The organism is Pseudomonas sp. EA_15y_Pfl1_P101 (genome assembly GCF_963970835.1).
GTDB lineage: Bacteria > Pseudomonadota > Gammaproteobacteria > Pseudomonadales > Pseudomonadaceae > Aquipseudomonas > Aquipseudomonas tritici.
This window is the reverse complement of record NZ_CAXAPA010000011.1, coordinates 63,549-82,938: the sequence shown is the minus strand read 5'-3', so window position 1 is coordinate 82,938 and position 19,390 is coordinate 63,549. Positions and strand designations below refer to the sequence as shown.

Sequence of the window (19,390 nt, the reverse complement as noted above, 5' to 3'; positions counted from 1 at the left end):
ATCAGCCGGGCATCACACCGGCCAATACGCGAGCCGCGACCGACGTGGCAACGGGCTTGCGCTGCGCATGCTGCTTCAACGCCTGCTCGAACGTCTGCCCCTCGTACCGTCGCAATGCTGCACCGAACGCGCTGGCCTGAGCCGGCGCAAGCGGAGCAGTGAAGGCCTCGATGAACTGCGCGTTAATGACGGTGTTGCGAACATTGTCTATCTCCGCCTTTATGGAACGGCTATCTCGGGCAGTAACATGATCGAACAGGACCTGATCCTTGATCACAAACGCCTTCGTACCTGGTGCGCGCTGGGCGACGAGCACGTTCTGCTGACCGTCCCAGGCCGACAGTGAATACTCCTTGAGCCTGTCCTGATTGCTCTTGACCGACTCGATACTCGGGCCACGATGCTCCAGACCCGCACTGAAAAACTGGCTCAGGACATTGAAGTCCATCACCGCATCATCCGTCCCACGTTTGAGAATCCGGCAGCACAAGGTCGCTAGGTCCACCTGGATATCATGGAAATGCAGCTTCGGCTCTTGGCTCAAACGTGCGACATCGGCGATCTTCTGATTGAAGTCATTTGGCCACAAGTACAACGCGTCCCGCGTCAATGGCTGCCCCAAGCGCTTTTCCATAGGCCCCATGAACTGCTGAACCAGTGCCGCGCCCTGATCATGCACTTGCAGCATGCTGGTACCGGGCATACGGTTCTGGATCATATTCTTCACAACATCGGTGTTGAGCGCGAACTGGCCGGTCAGAAAGGTGGTTTTACCCGCTGACGGCGCACCGCGAACTATCGAGACATCTTGCGACACGGCAGGTACCGGGTCTTGGAGGATGGACTGGAACTGCGTCAGGTACTTCTCTGCCATCTGCGCCGTCAGGTTTTTCAGGATGTTGCCATTGAGGCTTTCCACCTCAGGCAGCCAGACGTTTCTTTTGCCCAGAGCCTGCGCCAGTGTTGGCATACTTCTGTCAGCAGCAGCCGGGTTGGACCAGCCCAACCGCTCGTTATCCTGCAGCCGTTGCAATTGCCTTGGGTTGCGCGTCAACGCCTGCCAGGAAGTAATATTCGGATCGGCGATCATGCAGGCAAGTCGCTCTCGATAATTGTTCTCGGAAGGCGGCCGGCCAATCAATTCGCTCAAGACACTACGCGCATTGGTTGAATTGATTGAGGCTGCAGTGGGCATGCCGGGCTCGGCGTAAACGGGCGCCTCCACGCTATTAACGGATGTAGCACGTTGGATAGTCATCGTCAGTCCTCCAGTCAACCAGAACTCGGCAAATTAGCCTGCCTGCTCAGGTTTACTCATAGGACTTTTCTTGAGTGTGAGTCTGCCACCGATGAACTGCGCGTCAGCTCATTACTTCACTCAAAGGAATGAAATTGACCCGGTCGCCAATCGTCAACGTGGTGCCTTCCAACACCTCCACAAACCCTTGCGCCCACGCCGCACTGCGCAGCACGCCCGAGCTCTGGTTGCGGTAGATGATTGCCTTGCCCTGCTCGATGCGTCCGCGCAGGTATTCGCGACGGTTGCCCGGTTTGGGCCAGGTGAACCCCACCGGCACTTCAAAGCGCAGCGGCTCGACATCTTGCACGCCTTGGCGGCGCAGCAAATAAGGGCGCGCGAGCAGAGCGAAAGTCACCAACGTCGAGGCCGGGTTACCCGGCAAGCCGATCACCGGCACGCCTCGGAAGTGGCCGAAGGTCAGCGGCTTGCCTGGCTTGATCGCGAGTTTCCACAGCGCCAGCTCACCCTCTTCACGCAGGGCAATGCCGAGGAAATCCGCCTCGCCTACCGACACACCGCCGGTCGACAGGATGAGGTCGACATTGCCCAAATCGGCCAGGCGAGTGCGAGTCCGGTCTAGATCATCGGGCAGGATCCCAGCGTCGATCACTTCGCATCCCATGCGCGCCAGCCATGAGCAGAGCACGCGTCGGTTGCTGTTGTAGATCTGCCCCGGCCCGAGCGGCAAGCCCGGCTCGATCAATTCATCGCCGGTGGACAACACCGCCACGCGCGGTCGGCGTACGACTTCCAGGCAATCACGGCCGAGGGAAGCGGCCAGGCCCAGTTCAATCGGGCCCAGGCGCGTGCCGGCCGTTAACACAAGCTCGCCTACGGTGGTTTCCTGGCCTTGGGGGCGGATGTTCTGATCGATGTGCAGGGCTTCGGTGAAGCTCACGCGCTCGTCGGCGTGGACCACAGCGTTCTCTTGCATTTCCACACAGTCAGCACCTTCGGGAACCGGCGCGCCGGTGAAGATCCGCGCGCAAGTACCGGTGGCCAGGGGCTGTGGCGCCTGACCGGCGAAGATGCGCTGGCTCACGACCAACGGTTCCCCGGTCCAGTCCGCCAAGCGCACGGCGTAACCGTCCATGGCGCTGTTCGGCCAAGGTGGCAGATCGAGCGTAGAGATCAGGTCTTGGGCCAATACACGGCCATCGCAGTCAGCCAGGGGCAGCGTTTCCTGCTCGCGGATCGGCGCGGCTTCGGCCATCGCCAGCAGTTGTTGCAATGCCTCTTCCACCGGCATCAGAGCGCCGGTCTTGCCAGGCTTACCCACGGGATTCACAAGGCTCGGCCTGCTTCAGGTGCGGCACGAAGTTGCACGGGCGATGACGGTTGTCCAACTGCTCGGCGAGGATGCCATCCCAACCGGTACGCACCGCATTGGTGGAACCCGGCAGGCAGCACACCAGGGTGCCATTGGCCAAGCCTGCCAATGCGCGGGACTGCACGGTAGAAGTGCCGATATCAGCCACGGAAATCTGGCGGAACAGTTCGCCAAATCCGTCGACCTGTTTATCGAGCAGGCAACTGACGGCCTCAGGCGTGCTGTCACGGCCGGTGAAGCCGGTGCCGCCGGTGATCAACACCACTTGCACCACGTCTTCGGCGATCCAGTGGGCGACTTGGGCGCGGATTTTGTAAAGGTCGTCCTTAAGCAGCACGCGCTCGGCCAGCTGATGGCCAGCGGCGGTGAGACGGTCGACGAAGACCTGGCCCGAGGTGTCGGTGTCCAGGGTGCGGGTGTCACTGACGGTCAATACAGCGATATTCAGGGGTACGAAGGGCGCATCTGCCTTGGCGTTCATGGCACGGTCCGGTTGTCGAAGGAACAGCCCGATGTTATATCACAGCCCCCCCTTTTGCTGCCGCTGCGGAACCGCCATGCCTATCGACTCATCCCCCCTGCCATGTTCGGTCCTGCTGCTATCCGGTGGGCGCGGGCAGCGCATGGGCGGCCAGGACAAAGGCCTGTTGGATTGGCGCGGCCAGCCCTTGATCGCGCATCTACAGAGCCTGGTTCGACCGCTCACGGATGACCTGATCATCTCGTGCAACCGCAACCCGCAACACTACGCCGCCTATGCCGACCAACTGGTGAATGACGATAGCCCGGACTTTCCCGGTCCGCTCGCCGGTATCCGTGCGGGACTCGCCGCCGCGCGCCACGCACACCTGCTGATATTGCCGTGCGATGTACCGCATATTGACGCGCGATTGCTCGCCGACCTGCGGCAGACAGCGCGGCACAACCCGCTGCTGCCGGTGATGGTGCGCCATGGTGAATTCTGGGAACCCTTGATCTGCATCATCCCTACCCACCTGCAAACCGAGGTAGAAGAGGCATGGCGTGCGGGTGAACGCAGCCCACGCAAGATCTTCCTGCAACTGGGTGGCGTGGGACTGGAGTGCCCGGCGGATGACCCGCGACTGGCCAACCTTAATACGCCCGAGCTGTTACAGACGCGGCCGGGCATGTCAGAATGAACCTCGCATCAGGAACTTTGTCGGCGCCGCACGCGTCACAAGGTCAGCAATTAAAAAGTATTCTCTCGGAGACAATCTCATGACTCAACGGACCATCGCCGCTCTCATGCTTGCACTGGGCCTCGCCACCCTCGCCGGTTGCGCTTCGCCGACAGTGATCACCCTGAATGACGGTCGCGAAATCCAGGCCGTCGACACCCCGAAATACAATGACGATTCGGGTTTCTACGAATTCGAACAACTTGACGGCAAGCGCACCCGCATCAACAAAGATCAGGTTCGCACCGTTAAAGACCTGTAAGTCTTACCGTTTGCTACAAGGCCCGCCTCGCGCGGGCCTTGTCGTTTCCGAGGGGTTACCAGTCGAGGGTGATCTGGCTGCGAAAGCGGCGCTCTGCGCCTGTGACCGGGTCGATAAAACGCACGCCCTGTGCCAGCAGCTTGAGTGGGTTGGCGTAGTCGTCCACCGCGTCCTTGATCACGTCCGGATAGAACGGGTCGTTACAGATACTCGCGCCAAGCGCCGTCATATGCACGCGCAGCTGGTGCTTCTTGCCGGTCACGGGAAACAGGCCGTAGCGCCATAGATCGCCATTCTTTTCGCGCACTTCCATAGCCGTTTCAGTGTTGGCGGCGCCGGGCCCCTCCTGCATACGAAAGAACGGTTCGCCACCGACCAGACGGCTTTTATGCACCCTGGGGAACGTCAGGTCAGGCAAAGCCGGTGCGATGGCCTCGTAGAATTTATCGATCTTGCGCGTGGGAAACAGTTGTTGATACGCGGAGCGGCTGGCCGGGTTGACCGAGAACAGCACCAACCCCGCTGTATGTCGATCGATGCGATGCAAGGGCACCAGCGACGGGTTGTCGAGGCGGCGAATCAGGCGCCGCAGCAGGGTTTGCTCGACATATTCACCGGCCGGGGTCACGGGCAGGAAATGGGGTTTGTCTGCCACCACCAGGTGCTCGTCGGCATACAGGATGGTTTCCTGTACGGGGATGATTTTCTCGTTGGGCACTTCGCGGAAGTAATAGATGCACAGGCCTTCCTTGTAGGCCAGGTCCTGGCTAATCGGGCTGCCGTTGATATCCAATACACGGCCGCGGGCGATGCGGTCCAGCCAATGTTCACGGCTGATCGCCGGGAAGTGTTCGCAGAGGCAATCGAGCACCGTCGCCCAAGGGCCCGGTGGCAAGTACAACGTACTGGCTTGATGCTCGGAGGCGATAAAAACAGAAGTGGACATGCAGATGCTCAAGCCTTGGGAAAACCGGCAGGCATTATCCCGCATTGCGCGGGATTGAGCCTAGGGCGAATCTCAGGCCTTGGCCAACGTTGCCCGCAGAACCTTCGAGGCACTGGCGGCGTCGGTGAATTCCTTGAGCCAGCGCAGCACGTCCACCGCTTCCCAGCGGCCCGGGTCGTACAACGCGTACAACAAGCCCTGGTAACCCACCACATCCAGCTGCTTGTGATAACCGGCGCGCTGGAACAGCGCCTCGATCTCGGCGAAGCAAGTATTGAAATGCACTTTATTAAACGGCGTCTTGCCTTCCGTGACCAGGCCGTCAAGGCGCAGCTCGTTCACCGCGTCGCGCACGACGTCGGCGGACATGCGATTGACGCTGCTTTTCAGTTGTTCAACATTCACCACGGGCGTTCCCTCTATTCAATCGCTGTACAAACATACAGTAACGTAATAATCGGAAACCTGCCATCGCATAACACTCAGCGAAGGAAGGCGACAACCTGTTGTGCGTCGAATGGCCAATCCAGTTCCGCCCCGGTGTCTACCCGGCGAAGCACCGGGATCCGCAGGCCGTAGGCTTCGGTCAGGTCTTCGGGGTCGGTGATATCCACCAGTTCCACCAGCAACCCGTGTTCGACGAGCGGCATGATTATGGCTTCGGCGATTTCACAAAGATGGCAACCCAGGGTGCCGAATAACTGGCATTCAGGAAGCATGGCAATGGACCTGGTCAGAAAACAGGCCACCATTCTAAGCCCGGTTACGGCCTCTCGCCCACCTTCACTAAAACCCTGACCCAGGTCACCATGGCGTATAACTGATTCGGCGATTCTGGCGGTTTTTTGCCTACCCCCTAGCAACGGAGATGCGTGTGTTTGCCAACCTGCTGATCATTTTGGCCTCATCCCTGGTGGTGATTGCACTGTTTCGCCGGTTGCGATTGCCGCCTGTGCTGGGCTACCTGTGCGTCGGCCTGGCCGTGGGGCCCACCGCGCTGGACTGGGTGAATGACAGTGAGGACCTGCCCGACCTCGCCGAACTCGGTGTGGTGTTCCTGCTGTTCTCCCTGGGCCTGGAGTTTTCCCTGACCAGGACGCTCGCCCTGCGCCGCGTGGTGTTTGGCCTGGGCAGTTTGCAGGTGCTGGGTTGCGCAGTACTGCTGGGCGGATTATTGATGGCCTTTGGTGTGGCGCCGGGGATCGCCCTGTTGCTGGGGGCTGGGCTGGCGTTGTCATCCACGGCGATCGTCAGCAAGGAGCTGACCAGCCTTGGTGAAATCTTCAGCAGCCACGGCCAGAACGCGATTGGCGTGTTGCTGTTTCAGGACGTAGTGGCGGTGTTGCTGCTGACCCTGGTGCCGGTATTTGCCGGCACCGGCGAGCAAGCCTGGTACCTGGCGCTGCCGCTGACACTCGGCAAAACCGTGTTCTTATTTGTCGGCCTGCTGCTCGCCAGCCGTTGGCTGTTGCCGCGTTTGTTCCGCGAGGTCGCCGCGTCCCATTCGGCGGAGCTGTTTGTGCTGCTGGCGCTGGTGATTGTGTTGCTGACCGCCTGGCTCACTCACCTGCTTGGGCTCTCCCCTGCGCTGGGTGCGTTCCTCGCCGGCATGCTGTTAGGGGAAAGCCACTACCGCCATCAGATCGAGGCGGATATACGCCCGTTTCGCGACATCCTGCTGGGGCTGTTTTTCGTCAGCATCGGCATGCTTATTGACCTGCAACTGTTCGTCAGCCATAGCCTGCTGATCCTCGGCCTGACCCTGGCACTGATGGTGGTCAAAGGCTGTGTGGTCGCCGCGCTGGTCAAGCTGCGTGGCAGCGACAGTGAAACTGCCTGGCGCAGTGGCCTGGCCCTGGCCCAGGGTGGCGAGTTCTGTTTTGCGTTGATGGCACAGATGCAGCAAAGCCGTCTGATCCCGGATGAATTCAACGGCCTGCTGCTCGCTGCCACGTTCTGTTCGATGTTGCTGACGCCGCTGCTCTTGCGCGCCGCACCACGCATTGCCCTGCGCCTGCACCGCAAGCCCAACCAGCAAGTGCAGTTGGAGGAAATCACCGCGCTGAACGCCGAATTGCGCGGGCACGCGGTGATTTGCGGGTATGGGCGTGTTGGCCAATCCATCGGACGTTTCCTTCGCAATGAGCAACAGGCCTTTATCGCCCTGGATGACGACCCGGAACGGGTCCAGGAAGCCAACACCGAAGACAGCAGCGTGCATTACGGCGATTGCCGGCGTGGCGCCCTGCTCAGTGCAGTCGGCCTGGAGCGTGCACGGTTGGTGGTGATTGCGGTGGACAACAGCGACGTTGCCTTGGTGGTGTTGAAAGAAGCGCGCCGAATCAACCCCGACGTGCCGATCCTGGTGCGCACCCGCGATGACAGCCAACTGGCTGAACTGAAAGCCGCGGGCGCCAATGAAGTGGTGCCCGAGCTGTTGGAGTCGAGCCTGATGCTCGCCTCCCATGCCTTGATCCTGTTAGGCCTGCCGGACCAACAGGTACAGGCGCGTGTCGATGAAGTGCGGCAGAACCGCTATCACCTGCTGCACGGTTTCTACTCGCACCCGAACAACGCAGAAGAGGCGCCGATCAATCCTGACTGACCGCGCCGATCTTGTGGATCGACAGGTCCGCACCGTAGTACTCTTCTTCCTGGCTCAGGCGCAGTCCGGTCACGCGCTTGATCACGCCGTACACCAACAGGCCGCCGGCCAGCGCCACCAGCACACCGAGGGTGGTGCCGATCAACTGGCTGATCAGGCTGACACCCCCCAGTCCACCGAGGGCGGTCTGGCCGAAAATGCCACAAGCGATGCCGCCCCATACGCCGCAGAGGCCGTGCAACGGCCACACACCCAGCACGTCGTCGATCTTCCAGCGATCCTGGGCCGCGATGAAGAACCACACGAACACACCACCGGCGACTGCCCCCGTGACCAGCGCGCCCACCGGGTGCATCAGGTCGGAGCCCGCGCAGATCGCCACCAGCCCGGCCAATGGACCGTTATGCAGGAAGCCTGGGTCATTGCGCCCGATGATCAGGGCCGCAACGGTGCCGCCGACCATGGCCATCAGCGAATTGACTGCCACCAGGCCACTGACGTCGTTGAGGGTTTGCGCGCTCATCACGTTGAAGCCAAACCAACCGACGATCAAAATCCACGAGCCCAACGCCAGGAACGGAATGCTCGACGGCGCGAACGCTACCAGGCGCCCGTCCCGGTAGCGCCCATTGCGCGGGCCAAGCAACAACACCGCCGCCAGCGCCAGCCATCCGCCCATGGCGTGCACCACCACGGAACCGGCAAAGTCGTGGAAGCTGGCGCCAAAGGTCGCGAGCAGCCATGCCTGCAGGCCGAAATTGCCGTTCCACACCATGCCTTCGAAAAACGGGTAGATAAACGCCACGATCAACGCCGTTGCGCAGAGCTGCGGAGCAAACCGCGCACGCTCGGCGATACCGCCGGAAATAATCGCAGGGATCGCCGCCGCGAAGGTCAGCAGGAAAAAGAACTTCACCAACCCATAACCATGATCGGCACTGATCACAGCGGCCGGTTGCATGAAGCTCACACCGTAGGAGATCCAATAGCCTATAAAGAAATAGGCCAACGTGGAAATGGCGAAGTCGCTGAGGATCTTCGACAAGGCGTTGACTTGGTTTTTCTGGCGCACGGTGCCCACTTCCAGGAACGCGAAGCCGGCGTGCATGGCCAGCACCATGACCGCACCGATCAGGATAAACAGGGTATTGGAACTATGGACGAGGGTGTCCACTGCACTTTGCACATTTTCCATGAACGTTGGCAGACCTGTAATAAAGGCAAAAAGCACCAAAGCGGTTCAAGCCAGAGTTGCGCGCACTAAATTGGCACCACCGCCCCCACCCCTCGACAGAGGATGTGAACCGCTTTAGCGCAGCGATCGACACAACAGGCCGTTGCCGACAGGGTTTTTCCGCGGGATTGAGTTATTTAGGGTAAGGTTTTTCAAGGCATTGCCTAAGGCCGCCCGGATTCAGCGCAAGCCCCGGGGCCTGCGCACCAACGCAAAGCAAAAGCTGTACCAGACAATTGCACTGAACCTTCACCGATGCCGGTGACTCGAAACAAATACGTATCGAACCGACGTACAGATCAGCCAATCACGGAGATAACCATGGCCAGAAGAACTGCAAAGACTGCTCAAGAAATATTGATGGCGGATTTTCAAACCTTGGTGACTGACACCGAACGGTTGCTGGATGACACCAAGGTGCTTGCGGGTGACCAGGCCGATGAGCTGCGCGCGAAGATTCATGACACGCTGCTGCAGGCCCGCGAAACCCTGAAACAGACCGAAGACTCCTTGCGCGAACGTGGCCAGGCGGCCGTCACCGCCACTGAAGATTACGTGCAGGCCAACCCTTGGCAGTCGGTAGGCATTGCCGCTGGCGTGGGTTTTCTGATCGGCCTGTTGGCCACAAGGCGCTAATCATGTCTATCGGCGAAACTGGCTCGTCCACGGGCACTACCTCAAGACGTTTGGGCGCGGCCGTGTTGGGCTTGCTGCACAGCCACGTCGAATTGTTTGGCATTGAATTGCAGGAACAGAAGGCCCGCACTGTCAGCCTGCTGCTATTTGCAGGCCTGGCGCTGGTGTTTGCGCTGCTGTTGCTGGTGGGGCTGTCGACCTTGGTGATGATCCTGGTGTGGGACACCGGCTACCGCCTGACCGGGATCATCTGCCTGTGCGTGTTCTACACGCTGGCCGCAGTGTTCTGCGGGGTGCGCTTGAAAGCGGCGGTGTTCGATGAGTCCACACCGTTCCACGCCACCCTCGAAGAGCTGGCCAATGATCGGGAGCGCCTGCTGCCATGACTCAACTACCCACAAACACCTCACGGCGGGAAATGCGCAAGGCGTTGATTCGCCTGCGCATGGAAATGCATCGCCAGGAGATTCGGCACGAATCCCAGCAATTGATGTTGCCCTTGAACAAGGTGCGCAACCTGGGCCAGAACGTTCAGGACGGCCTGGGCATCAAGCACGCGCCGCTGTGGGGCGTCGCCGCCGTGACGCTGATGGGCTTCTTTACCGGCAAGGGCGCCAAGGGCGGCGGTATCGGCAGCCTGACGCGCATGGTGCGCCTGGGCGCCGGCTTGATCCCGCTGATCAAACTGGCCATGCAGGGTTCATCGCGCAAAGGTTGAGCCTCGCTGGCTGCATTCTTGCTAACAGAATCGGCCCGGCCCTCGTTTTCGAGGGCCGGGCCTTTTTTTCGCCACCTCGCTTAAGGAGGCCCCGTGATCGACGGGCAACCGCTCGCCTGCTTCCAGCCGTTTATCGACACCGCCACCGGCCGCATCGCCGGCGTTGAGGCCCTGGGCCGTCTGCGCCAGGCTGACGGCCGCTTGCAGTCCGTGGGCCCGCTGTTCGCCGACCCACGCACGCCGGGCGTGACCTTGCGCCGTCTCGACCGGCAGATCCGTGACAATGCACTGAGCCGCTTGCACGAAGCCCCCGAAGATTGGTTCCTGAGCTTGAACATCTCGCCGCGCTGGATCAATCGCCTGCGCCCGGGCCAAGCCTTGCCGAGCCTGAAGCAGATCCACAGCCATGGCGTCGACCCGCGACGCATCGTGTTCGAGATCACCGAACTGGGCGGCGACATCCAGCGCCTGGCCGACGTGGTGGTGCGTTATCGCGAGGCCGGCGCGCGCATTGCCATCGATGACTTTGGCGCCGGCTATTCGCAGCTCGACCGGGTGCTGGCATTGCAGCCGGATATTCTCAAGCTGGACATGCGCCTGTTCCAGGCCGCCGCCCGCGGCGGCCCGAGCAGCGAAGTGGTCAGGGCATTGGCGCAAATGGCGGAGAAGACCGGCTGCTGGATCATCGCCGAAGGCGTGGAAACCGAAGCGCAGTTAAGCTTCGCCCTGGAGTGTGGTTCTCGCTATGTGCAGGGCTATCTGTTCGCCCAGGCGCAGCTGGACTGGTTCGCCGCCGACGCCTTCGTCTCGCGCTTCGCCCAATTGCGCACAGCGTATGTCCAACAAAAGCTCGCAGAGCGTGGGCGCATCATGCAATTGCGCCAGCGATTGGCCGAGCTGATGAACATCCTGCAAACCTGGGCGCAGGCCCAGGCGCCGCTGAGCCAGTTGCCGCAACTGCCGGCCTTTCCCTGGCTGCTGCGCTTCTACCAGTGCGACCGGCATGGCACGCAACTGACCCCCAACTTTGAATGGCGCCAGGATGCCTGGCAGGCCGACAGTCGCTACCTGGGCCACAACTGGTCGTGGCGCCCGTACTTCTATCACCTGCTGGCCGAGGGTTGGGAGGAGCGGCGCCTGACTCTGTCTTCGACCTACCGCGACGCGACCACCAATCAGTATTGCCTCACTGCCGGACAATTCTTCGATAACGGTCAGCGCTTGCTGTTAATCGATATCGACGCCGCCGGGCTGTAGATTTTCGCTTGCCCAGGCCGCGCTGAACCGGGAAGCTGGGAGGGTCATTCACCGTACGGAGAGTACCCGCCTTGGATTGGCCCACCCTGCTGACTCGCGAACGTCTTGGCAAACTGCTGCACAGCCCGGAAGAACTGGGGCGTAGCCCGTTTCACAAAGACCACGACCGTATTATCTTCTCCGGCGCCTTTCGCCGCCTGGGCCGCAAGACCCAGGTACACCCGGTCTCCAGCAACGACCACATCCATACACGCCTGACCCACTCCCTGGAAGTGAGCTGTGTGGGCCGCTCCCTCGGCATGCGCGTCGGAGAAACCCTGCGCAGCGCCCTGCCCGACTGGTGCGACCCGAGCGACCTGGGCATGGTGGTGCAATCGGCCTGCCTGGCCCACGACATCGGCAACCCGCCATTCGGGCATTCCGGCGAAGACGCCATCCGCCACTGGTTCCAGCAGGCCGCAGGGCGCGGCTGGCTGGACGACATGAGCAGCGCCGAACGCAATGACTTCCTCAACTTCGAAGGCAACGCGCAGGGCTTTCGTGTGCTCACCCAACTGGAATACCACCAGTTCGACGGCGGCACGCGGCTGACCTACGCGACCCTGGGCACGTACCTGAAATACCCCTGGACCGCCCGGCACGCGGATTCGCTGGGCTACAAGAAACACAAGTTCGGGTGCTACCAGAGCGAGCTGCCGATCCTCGAGCAGATCGCCCACAAGCTGGGCCTGCCGCAACTCGAGGATCAGCGCTGGGCCCGGCATCCGCTGGTGTATCTGATGGAGGCGGCGGACGACATTTGCTACGCCTTGATCGACTTGGAAGACGGCCTGGAAATGGAGTTGCTGGAGTACACCGAAGTCGAGTCGCTGCTGCTGGACCTGGTGGGCGATGACCTGCCACAGACCTATCGCCAACTCGGCGCCCAGGACTCCCGTCGACGCAAGTTGGCGATCCTGCGTGGCAAGGCCATCGAGCATTTGACCAACGCGGCGGCACGGGCCTTCGTCGAACAACAAGACGCTTTGTTGGCCGGCACCCTGCACGGGGATCTGGTGGAGCACATGCACGGCCCGGCCAAACGCTGCGTCTTGGATGCCAAAGACATGGCGCGCAAGAAGATCTTTCAGGACAAGCGCAAGACCCTGCATGAAATCGGCGCCTACACCACTTTGGAGATTCTCCTGAACGCCTTCTGCGGTGCCGCGCTTGAGCAACATGGCGGGCGCACGCCGTCGTTCAAGAACCGGCGCATTCTCGACTTGCTCGGCAACAACGCGCCCAACCCCGAGTGGCCGTTGCACGCGTCTTTCCTGCGCATGATCGACTTTATCGCGGGCATGACCGACAGCTATGCCACCGAGATGGCGCGGGAAATGACAGGACGCTCCAGCCCTCAATAACGAGCACGATCACGTCGCCTGTTTCCTGAAAGGAATCTACCTACAAAGGGAACAGAGCGGCCTGATCGAATTCGCACAACCGCCCGATGAATAATCACGCACGCTCCCGGCGACCCTGGCGATCTGTTCCTACGCGCCCCCATCGACGCTTAACTCACCGCGTGGCCCCCCAATGCCCAATTACCCACTTCGTATCCTGCTGGTGGAGGATCATCCTTTCCAACTTCTCGCCACCCAATGCCTGCTCAGAAGCTTCGGTTTCGCACGGCTGACGCCAGCCGAAAACGCCGAGCAGGCAATCTGTTTGATGTCACGGGCCGAGGAGCCTTTCGACATCATCCTCTGTGACCAATGCTTGCCTGACCTGCCCGGCCTCGAACTGATTGAAATCGCTAGCCGCCGACGCTTTACCACGACCGCCATCCTGCTGAGCGGATTGCCCGTGGCGGAACTCGCCAGCCTGATATCCCAAGCGGCGGAGCGTGGCCTGCCACTGCTCGGCTATTTATCAAAACCGCTGAACAAGCATGAACTTGCGCACTTGCTGTGCCCTTTACTCAAGTTACAGATGTAGGAACTAAACATCATGGACTGCCGAAAATTGTCGACACCGCACCCGTTAACTCCATGACAGCAGCATTTAGTTCACTCACTTCCACAGCACTGACATATCGCTTCACAACGCCTTAGCAGCCGGTAGGCATTTACCTTTTCTAATGTAGGAATTTTCTTGTTTTATATCCAGTTCCCCCTCGGCTTATGCTCCTCCCTCCTCTTCTGAGCTAATGTGCCCGCTTTATTTGCACTTGCATGGAATGTGATCATGAACTCAGTTTTTATTATTGATGACCACCCAGTTATACGGCTTGCCATCCGAATGTTACTGGAACACGAAGGTTACAAAGTGGTGGGTGAAACGGATAACGGCTGCGACGCCATACAAATGGTCCGAGAATGCCTGCCTGACCTGATTATCCTGGACATCAGCATTCCCAAGCTGGATGGGCTGGAAGTGCTCTGCCGCTTCAACGCGATGAACACGTCAATGAAGACCCTGATCCTGACAGCCCAGTCCCCCACCCTGTTCGCCACACGCTGCATGCGCTCGGGCGCCGATGGTTACGTGTGCAAGGAAGGCGATTTGAGTGAGTTGCTCAGCGCCATTCGCGCGGTGTTATCCGGCTACAACTATTTCCCGAGCCAGGCACTGAACAGCAATGGTGTAGACGGCGGGGACTCCCAGGAACTCGAATTGTTCAAGGCCGTCAATGACCGCGAACTCATGGTCTTGCAACTTTTTGCACAAGGCCGCACCAACAAGGAAATCGCCAAAGGTATGTTTCTGAGTAACAAAACTGTAAGCACTTATAAAAAGCGGCTAATGCAGAAACTTCAAGCCAAATCCTTGGTAGCACTTATCGAGATGGCAAAACGAAACGCGCTAGTGTGAGAAAGCGGATGCCCAGGCGTATAAAGGACTACCTGATTACATTGAGTGCCGGCTTGTGCTTCAGCACCGTCGTGCTCGCGAACCACCCAGCGGGTCCGGAACATTTCACCTTGTTGAGTCGTGCAGGCTCGGTTCAACTGGAAACCCACCTGAACAAGGCCCAACGCCAATGGCTGGAAAACAAGCGCGAGTTGGTGCTGGGCACCGCGTTTCCTGATTATCCACCCTTCGACCTCACGTCCAGCGGCCGCGACTACGAGGGACTCACCGCCGATTACGCCGGCCTGCTGGCCAAGGCACTGGCCCTGCCGATGACAGTCTTGCGCTACCCCTCCCGAGAAGCCGCGATCCGCGCCCTTGAAACGGGGGAAATCGACTTACTGGGATCGTCCAACGGCTTTGAGGCGGCAAACCCGAATCTCATGCTGTCTGAACCCTATGCAGTGGACCAGCCGGTACTGGTCACCCGTGAAGGCGAGACCCGCAGCCTGAAGGATGGGCTGGCCGGGATGCGCTTGGCTTTGGTCTACCACTACCTGCCACTGGGCGAAGTAGAAAAGCTTTACCCGCAGGCGAACATCCGCGTCTACCCCTCTTATCAAAATGCCTTGAATGCGGTGGCATTCGACCAAGCGGACGTGTTTCTCGGCGATACCATTTCCACCCATTACATGATCAACAAGGGCTACCTGAAGAATATTCGCATGGCCAATTTCGGCAAGCACGAGGCCTATGGGTTCAGCTTTGCCATCCCCCAGCAGCAGCGCACCTTCTTAAGTATCGTCGATGCGGTAATGACAGCCGTGCCTACCGCTGAACGCGAAACGATCGCCAAGCGCTGGAGCGCCGGCAGCGACATCCTGCTGACCGATGAGAAGCTGCAACTGACTCAACGTGAGGAGCGTTGGTTGAAGGACCACCCGGTGGTCAAAGTGGCGGTGAACGAAACCTTCGCTCCGTTGACGTTCTTCGATGCCGACGGCAATTTTCGTGGCATTACCGCCGATCTGCTGGAGTTGGTTCGCCTGCGCACCGGACTGCGTTTCGACATTCAGCGCGGGCGTGACGTGAATGCGATGATCGAACAGGTGACCACCGGCAAGGTCGATATCATCGGCGCAATAGTGCCCAGCGCTGAACGAGAAGCGCAATTGAACTTCAGCCGACCTTACCTGGAAAACTCCTACGTACTGCTGACACGTAAAGAGCCCGATGCGCCCTTGAGCCTCGAGCAGATGGCCGGCAAGCGCCTGGCGATCACCCCGGGCAACCCTCTGGAATCCGTCCTGCGCCGCGACTTTCCACAGATCCAACTGGTACAAGCCAGCGATACGTTCAAGGCCTCCGAAATGCTGGCCCAAGGGCATGTGGAAGGTGCGGTGAACCCTTTAGTGGTCGCCAACTATTTCCTGTCGTCCCAGGTGTTCCAGGACAAACTGCAGATCAGCACCACTATCGGCACGTTTCCAGCCACCTTTGCCCTGGCCACAGCGCGCAGTGCCAACGAACTCAGTTCGATTCTCGACAAGGCCTTGCTAAGCATCGCCCCGGATGAACTGGGGGTCAACAGTCGCTGGCGAGGCTACACCTCCGCCTCCGATAGCTACTGGCGCAACTATCATCAACTGATCGCACGCATCATCATCGGTACCGGCCTTTTGCTGTTGGTTTCCCTGTGCTGGAACGCCTACATGCGTCGCCAGATCAACCACCGCAAGATGGCCGAACGCGCGCTCAGTGACCAGTTCGAGTTCATGCGCGCGCTGGTCAATGAAACCCCGCATCCGATCTACGTGCGTGACCGTAAAGGCCTGCTGCAGACCTGCAATGACAGCTACCTGCAGGTCTTCGGCGTCAAGCGCGAGGATGTGATCGGCAAAAGCGCCATCCAGATGAGCGAGGCCCTTGAAACCGACGCGGCTCAATATCACGCCGATTACCAGCGGGTGATGGCCGAAGGTAACCCGCTGATCCTTGATCGCACCCTGTATATCCGCGGAAAAAAACTGACGATCTACCACTGGATCCTGCCATACCGCGACTCTACCGCAGAGGTGCAGGGCATCATTGGTGGCTGGATTGACATCAGCGAGCGGCGCCAATTGTTCGACGAAATCCGTGCCGCCAAAGAGCGCGCCGACGAAGCCAACCGGGCCAAGAGCACATTCCTCGCCACCATGAGCCATGAAATCCGCACACCGATGAACGCGGTGATCGGCATGCTCGAACTGACCCTCAAGCGCGCCGACCAAGGCCACCTTGATCGCCCGGCGATCGAAGTGGCGTACAACTCGGCCAAAGACCTGCTGGAACTGATCGGCGATATACTCGACATCGCGCGCATTGAATCCGGCCGTCTCAGCCTGGCGCCGGAGCGCGTGAACCTACGAGAGGTAATCGAGTCGGTGGTGCGTGTGTTCGACGGCCTGGCCCGCCAGAAAACCCTCAGTTTGTCCCTTGAGTTCAAACCCAACCTGGATGACACCGAAGTCTTGATCGACCCGCTTCGGTTCAAGCAGGTGCTGTCGAACCTAGTCAGCAACGCGATTAAGTTCACTGAGCGCGGCCAGGTCAAAATCAAGGTAGAGGTACTGCCCACCGCACTGGCGCAGCAGGTCGAGATGAAACTGGTGGTCGAGGATACCGGCATAGGTATCAGCAGGGATGACCAGTTACGCCTTTTCGAACCCTTTGCCCAGGCCGACAATTCCGGGCTGCTCGCCAGGAGCGGTGCAGGCCTTGGGCTGGTGATCTGCCGCAGCCTGTGTGAAATGATGGGCGGGCAACTTAGCCTGAGCAGCGTGCCCATGGTGGGCACTCAGGTGCATATAAGCCTGAACATGACGCGCCTGCAGCCGGAGCAAGCAACGGTCGAACAAAAACCCGAAGCGCCTGCGACCGCGCCAGTACTCAATGTGCTGGTAGTGGACGATCATCCCGCCAACCGCTTGCTGATGTGCCAGCAACTGGGTTACCTGGGACACCAGTTCACCGCCGCCCAAAACGGCGCCACCGGTTTCCAGGCCTGGCGTCAGGAACGCTTCGACCTGGTCATCGCGGACTGCAACATGCCCATCATGAATGGCTACGAGCTGAGCCGCTCGATCCGCGAGTACGAACAGCGTGAGCAACTCGCGCCGTGCGTGGTGCTGGGTTTTACCGCTAATGCCCAGCCTGAAGAGAAGCACCGCTGCGCCGAAGCCGGTATGAACGATTGCCTGTTCAAACCGATCAGCCTGAGGGCATTGGAGCGCCAACTGGCCAAGATTGCCCCCCAACCCAGCGACCTGCACCTCGACCTCGGGAACTTCGAGGCCCTGACCGGCGGCGATCCACAGTTGAGCTGGCGTTTGCTGGAGGAGCTGTTGAGCAGCAGTCAACATGATCGTCAGGAACTGGCTGCGCTGATAAGTGCACATGCCCCGCTCCAGGAAATCATCGAGCAGGCTCACAAAATCAAAGGTGCTGCCCGCATTGTTCAGGCGACCCCCTTGGCCAGGCAGTGCGAGACTCTTGAACAAGCTTGTGCTAGCGGAGACGACTGGACGCTGGTTGAAGCCTGTGCGAAATCCTTGGAAAAGCTCATGCTGGAACTGGAGAGGCTACTGCAAATGCAGCTTCAAGAACTCGATGCCAGCAAGGGGCGGTTGCCGCCCCTTACGTGATCAGCAGTCGGTCAAACGCAGGAAAATCGCGGCCAGTTGTTCAATACCCGCCTGGTCCTGGGGGGTAAAACGCGCCAACGAAGGGCTATCGAGGTCAAGGACGCCGATCAATTTGCCGTCCTTGACCAGGGGTACCACCAGCTCGCTGTTCGATGCGCTGTCACAGGCGATATGCCCTGGGAACGCATGCACATCCTCCACCCGCTGGGTCTGCCGCGTCGTCGCCGCCGCACCGCACACCCCGCGGCCGAACGGTATGCGCACACAGGCGATCTGGCCCTGGAACGGTCCGAGCACAAGCTCTTCGTTACGATTAAGGTAGAAGCCGGCCCAGTTCAAATCGTCCAGCTGGTTGAACAGGAAGGCAGAAAACTGCGCACTGTTGGCGATGAAATCTCGCTCATCGGCCAGCAACGACTCCAGTTGCGCGCAGAGCATGGCATAGCCATCAAGGCCAGTACCGGCGCTTTGTAAATCAATCATGGTTGACGTTCCAGTAATTTGAGACCGACCCAGTAACGAGCGAATTGGTACGCGCAACGACCGTTGCGGTTGCCGCGTCCGGTAGCCCAGCGTACTGCAAGAATGTCTAGCGCTTCATCGCGCTGCCACTGCAAACCGGCCTTGCTCGCCAGTTCGCCGATCCAGTGCTCCACGACATCCAGGAAGTGTTCCTGGGTAAATGGGTAAAACGAAAGCCACAAACCAAAACGGTCGGACAAGGCGATCTTGTCTTCCACCGCTTCGCTTGGGTGCAACTCACCATCCACGCGTTTCCAGTTGTCATTGTCGCTCTGGTTTTCCGGCACCAAGTGACGGCGGTTGGAAGTGGCGTACAGCAGCACGTTTTCCGGGGCCTGTTCGAGGGAGCCGTCGAGCACGCTTTTCAGCACACGGTAATCGCCTTCGCCTGCCTCGAATGACAGGTCGTCGCAGAACAGGATAAAACGCTGCGGCAGCTTGAGCAGTTGCTCGACCACACGCGGCAGGTCGGCCAGATGGTCGCGTTCGATCTCGATCAGGCGCAAACCGGCCTTGGCGTGCTGCGCCAGCAAGGCGCGCACCATTGACGATTTACCCGTGCCACGCGAGCCCCATAGCAGCGCATGATTGGCGGGCAGGCCATCGATGAATTGTTGGGTGTTGCGCGCCAGCGTTTCACGTTGCTTGTCGACACCGATCAGGTCCGACAGGCGCATGTCCAGGCTCACGTCCAACGGCAACAGGAAACCACTGCGGCCTTCGCGCTGCCAGCGGGCAGCCAGGCACTGGTTCCAATCGATGGTTTGGCGTGGTGCGGGCAATAAGGGTTCGAGGCGGGCGAGCACTGCATCGGCCCGCTCAAGAAAGGCGCTCAATCGAGAATCCACAATTATTCCTCTGGC

The 19,390-nt window shown here is 59.9% G+C and carries 20 protein-coding genes; 11 read left to right on the top strand and 9 right to left on the bottom strand.

Features of this window, described 5'->3' with window-relative positions:
* Position 1: 1 nt before the first annotated feature.
* The 3 genes from AACY36_RS18335 to moaB all read right to left on the bottom strand — a co-directional run bounded on the left by AACY36_RS18335 (position 2) and on the right by moaB (position 3,111).
* Entirely contained in the window at positions 2 to 1,258 is a 1,257-nt protein-coding gene (locus tag AACY36_RS18335; protein WP_339414722.1) for a hypothetical protein, read from the bottom strand.
* A 103-nt stretch (positions 1,259 to 1,361) separates the two neighbouring features.
* Positions 1,362 to 2,588, bottom strand: a complete 1,227-nt coding sequence (locus AACY36_RS18330; RefSeq protein WP_339414723.1) for a molybdopterin molybdotransferase MoeA — start codon at positions 2,586 to 2,588, stop codon at positions 1,362 to 1,364.
* Positions 2,572 to 3,111, bottom strand: coding sequence for a molybdenum cofactor biosynthesis protein B (moaB, locus tag AACY36_RS18325; protein WP_339414724.1), 540 nt, complete (start codon positions 3,109 to 3,111; stop codon positions 2,572 to 2,574). Before moaB ends, AACY36_RS18330 begins: the two co-directional genes overlap by 17 nt.
* Positions 3,112 to 3,187: 76 nt before the next feature.
* Between moaB and mobA the strand changes: the two genes are divergently transcribed.
* Together mobA and AACY36_RS18315 are read left to right on the top strand one after the other, a co-directional pair.
* Positions 3,188 to 3,790: a molybdenum cofactor guanylyltransferase MobA gene (gene mobA, locus AACY36_RS18320; protein WP_339414725.1), complete on the top strand. Its 603-nt coding sequence runs from the start codon at positions 3,188 to 3,190 to the stop codon at positions 3,788 to 3,790.
* 79 nt (positions 3,791 to 3,869) lie between these two features.
* Positions 3,870 to 4,091 (top strand): YgdI/YgdR family lipoprotein, encoded by a 222-nt coding sequence (locus AACY36_RS18315; RefSeq protein WP_339414726.1) that lies wholly within the window; start codon positions 3,870 to 3,872, stop codon positions 4,089 to 4,091.
* A 55-nt stretch (positions 4,092 to 4,146) separates the two neighbouring features.
* On the opposite strand, the gene AACY36_RS18310 is transcribed toward AACY36_RS18315, so the two are convergent.
* From AACY36_RS18310 to AACY36_RS18300, 3 genes are all read right to left on the bottom strand, one after another.
* Positions 4,147 to 5,037, bottom strand: a complete 891-nt coding sequence (locus AACY36_RS18310) for a pseudouridine synthase (RefSeq protein ID WP_339414727.1) — start codon at positions 5,035 to 5,037, stop codon at positions 4,147 to 4,149.
* A gap of 72 nt (positions 5,038 to 5,109) precedes the next feature.
* On the bottom strand, positions 5,110 to 5,445 hold the full coding sequence (locus AACY36_RS18305) for a transcriptional regulator (protein ID WP_339414728.1): 336 nt from the start codon (positions 5,443 to 5,445) through the stop codon (positions 5,110 to 5,112).
* 74 nt (positions 5,446 to 5,519) lie between these two features.
* Positions 5,520 to 5,756 (bottom strand): glutaredoxin family protein, encoded by a 237-nt coding sequence (locus AACY36_RS18300; RefSeq protein ID WP_339414729.1) that lies wholly within the window; start codon positions 5,754 to 5,756, stop codon positions 5,520 to 5,522.
* A gap of 149 nt (positions 5,757 to 5,905) precedes the next feature.
* On the opposite strand from AACY36_RS18300, the gene AACY36_RS18295 reads away from it, so the two are divergent.
* Positions 5,906 to 7,642, top strand: a complete 1,737-nt coding sequence (locus AACY36_RS18295) for a cation:proton antiporter (RefSeq protein WP_339414730.1) — start codon at positions 5,906 to 5,908, stop codon at positions 7,640 to 7,642.
* Here AACY36_RS18295 and AACY36_RS18290 read toward each other — a convergent pair.
* Positions 7,629 to 8,837, bottom strand: coding sequence for an ammonium transporter (locus AACY36_RS18290; protein ID WP_339414732.1), 1,209 nt, complete (start codon positions 8,835 to 8,837; stop codon positions 7,629 to 7,631). The two genes, AACY36_RS18295 and AACY36_RS18290, sit on opposite strands and share 14 nt — an antisense overlap.
* A gap of 360 nt (positions 8,838 to 9,197) precedes the next feature.
* Here AACY36_RS18290 and AACY36_RS18285 point away from each other — a divergent pair, with 360 nt between their 5' ends.
* The 8 genes from AACY36_RS18285 to AACY36_RS18250 all read left to right on the top strand — a co-directional run bounded on the left by AACY36_RS18285 (position 9,198) and on the right by AACY36_RS18250 (position 18,005).
* On the top strand, positions 9,198 to 9,512 hold the full coding sequence (locus tag AACY36_RS18285; RefSeq protein WP_012723021.1) for a DUF883 family protein: 315 nt from the start codon (positions 9,198 to 9,200) through the stop codon (positions 9,510 to 9,512).
* A gap of 2 nt (positions 9,513 to 9,514) precedes the next feature.
* Positions 9,515 to 9,898, top strand: a complete 384-nt coding sequence (locus AACY36_RS18280) for a phage holin family protein (protein ID WP_339414733.1) — start codon at positions 9,515 to 9,517, stop codon at positions 9,896 to 9,898.
* A complete protein-coding gene (locus AACY36_RS18275; protein WP_339414734.1) occupies positions 9,895 to 10,230 on the top strand; it encodes a hypothetical protein in 336 nt (111 codons plus the stop codon). The genes AACY36_RS18280 and AACY36_RS18275 overlap by 4 nt, the downstream gene beginning before the upstream one ends.
* 93 nt (positions 10,231 to 10,323) lie before the next feature.
* Positions 10,324 to 11,487 carry an EAL domain-containing protein gene (locus AACY36_RS18270; RefSeq protein WP_339414735.1) on the top strand — a complete coding sequence of 388 codons (1,164 nt, stop codon included), beginning with the start codon at positions 10,324 to 10,326 and terminating at the stop codon, positions 11,485 to 11,487.
* Between the two features lie 71 nt (positions 11,488 to 11,558).
* Positions 11,559 to 12,890 (top strand): deoxyguanosinetriphosphate triphosphohydrolase, encoded by a 1,332-nt coding sequence (locus AACY36_RS18265; RefSeq protein WP_339427788.1) that lies wholly within the window; start codon positions 11,559 to 11,561, stop codon positions 12,888 to 12,890.
* A gap of 172 nt (positions 12,891 to 13,062) precedes the next feature.
* Positions 13,063 to 13,464, top strand: a complete 402-nt coding sequence (locus AACY36_RS18260) for a response regulator (protein WP_339414737.1) — start codon at positions 13,063 to 13,065, stop codon at positions 13,462 to 13,464.
* Between the two features lie 249 nt (positions 13,465 to 13,713).
* Positions 13,714 to 14,340: a response regulator transcription factor gene (locus tag AACY36_RS18255; protein ID WP_339414738.1), complete on the top strand. Its 627-nt coding sequence runs from the start codon at positions 13,714 to 13,716 to the stop codon at positions 14,338 to 14,340.
* An 8-nt stretch (positions 14,341 to 14,348) separates the two neighbouring features.
* Entirely contained in the window at positions 14,349 to 18,005 is a 3,657-nt protein-coding gene (locus tag AACY36_RS18250) for a transporter substrate-binding domain-containing protein (protein ID WP_339427787.1), read from the top strand.
* Here AACY36_RS18250 and AACY36_RS18245 read toward each other — a convergent pair whose 3' ends face one another.
* Positions 18,006 to 18,488 (bottom strand): GAF domain-containing protein, encoded by a 483-nt coding sequence (locus AACY36_RS18245; protein ID WP_339414751.1) that lies wholly within the window; start codon positions 18,486 to 18,488, stop codon positions 18,006 to 18,008. It lies immediately after the preceding gene.
* Positions 18,485 to 19,375 (bottom strand): ATP-binding protein, encoded by an 891-nt coding sequence (locus tag AACY36_RS18240; protein WP_049709281.1) that lies wholly within the window; start codon positions 19,373 to 19,375, stop codon positions 18,485 to 18,487. The genes AACY36_RS18245 and AACY36_RS18240 overlap by 4 nt, the downstream gene beginning before the upstream one ends.
* Positions 19,376 to 19,390 lie beyond the last annotated feature (15 nt).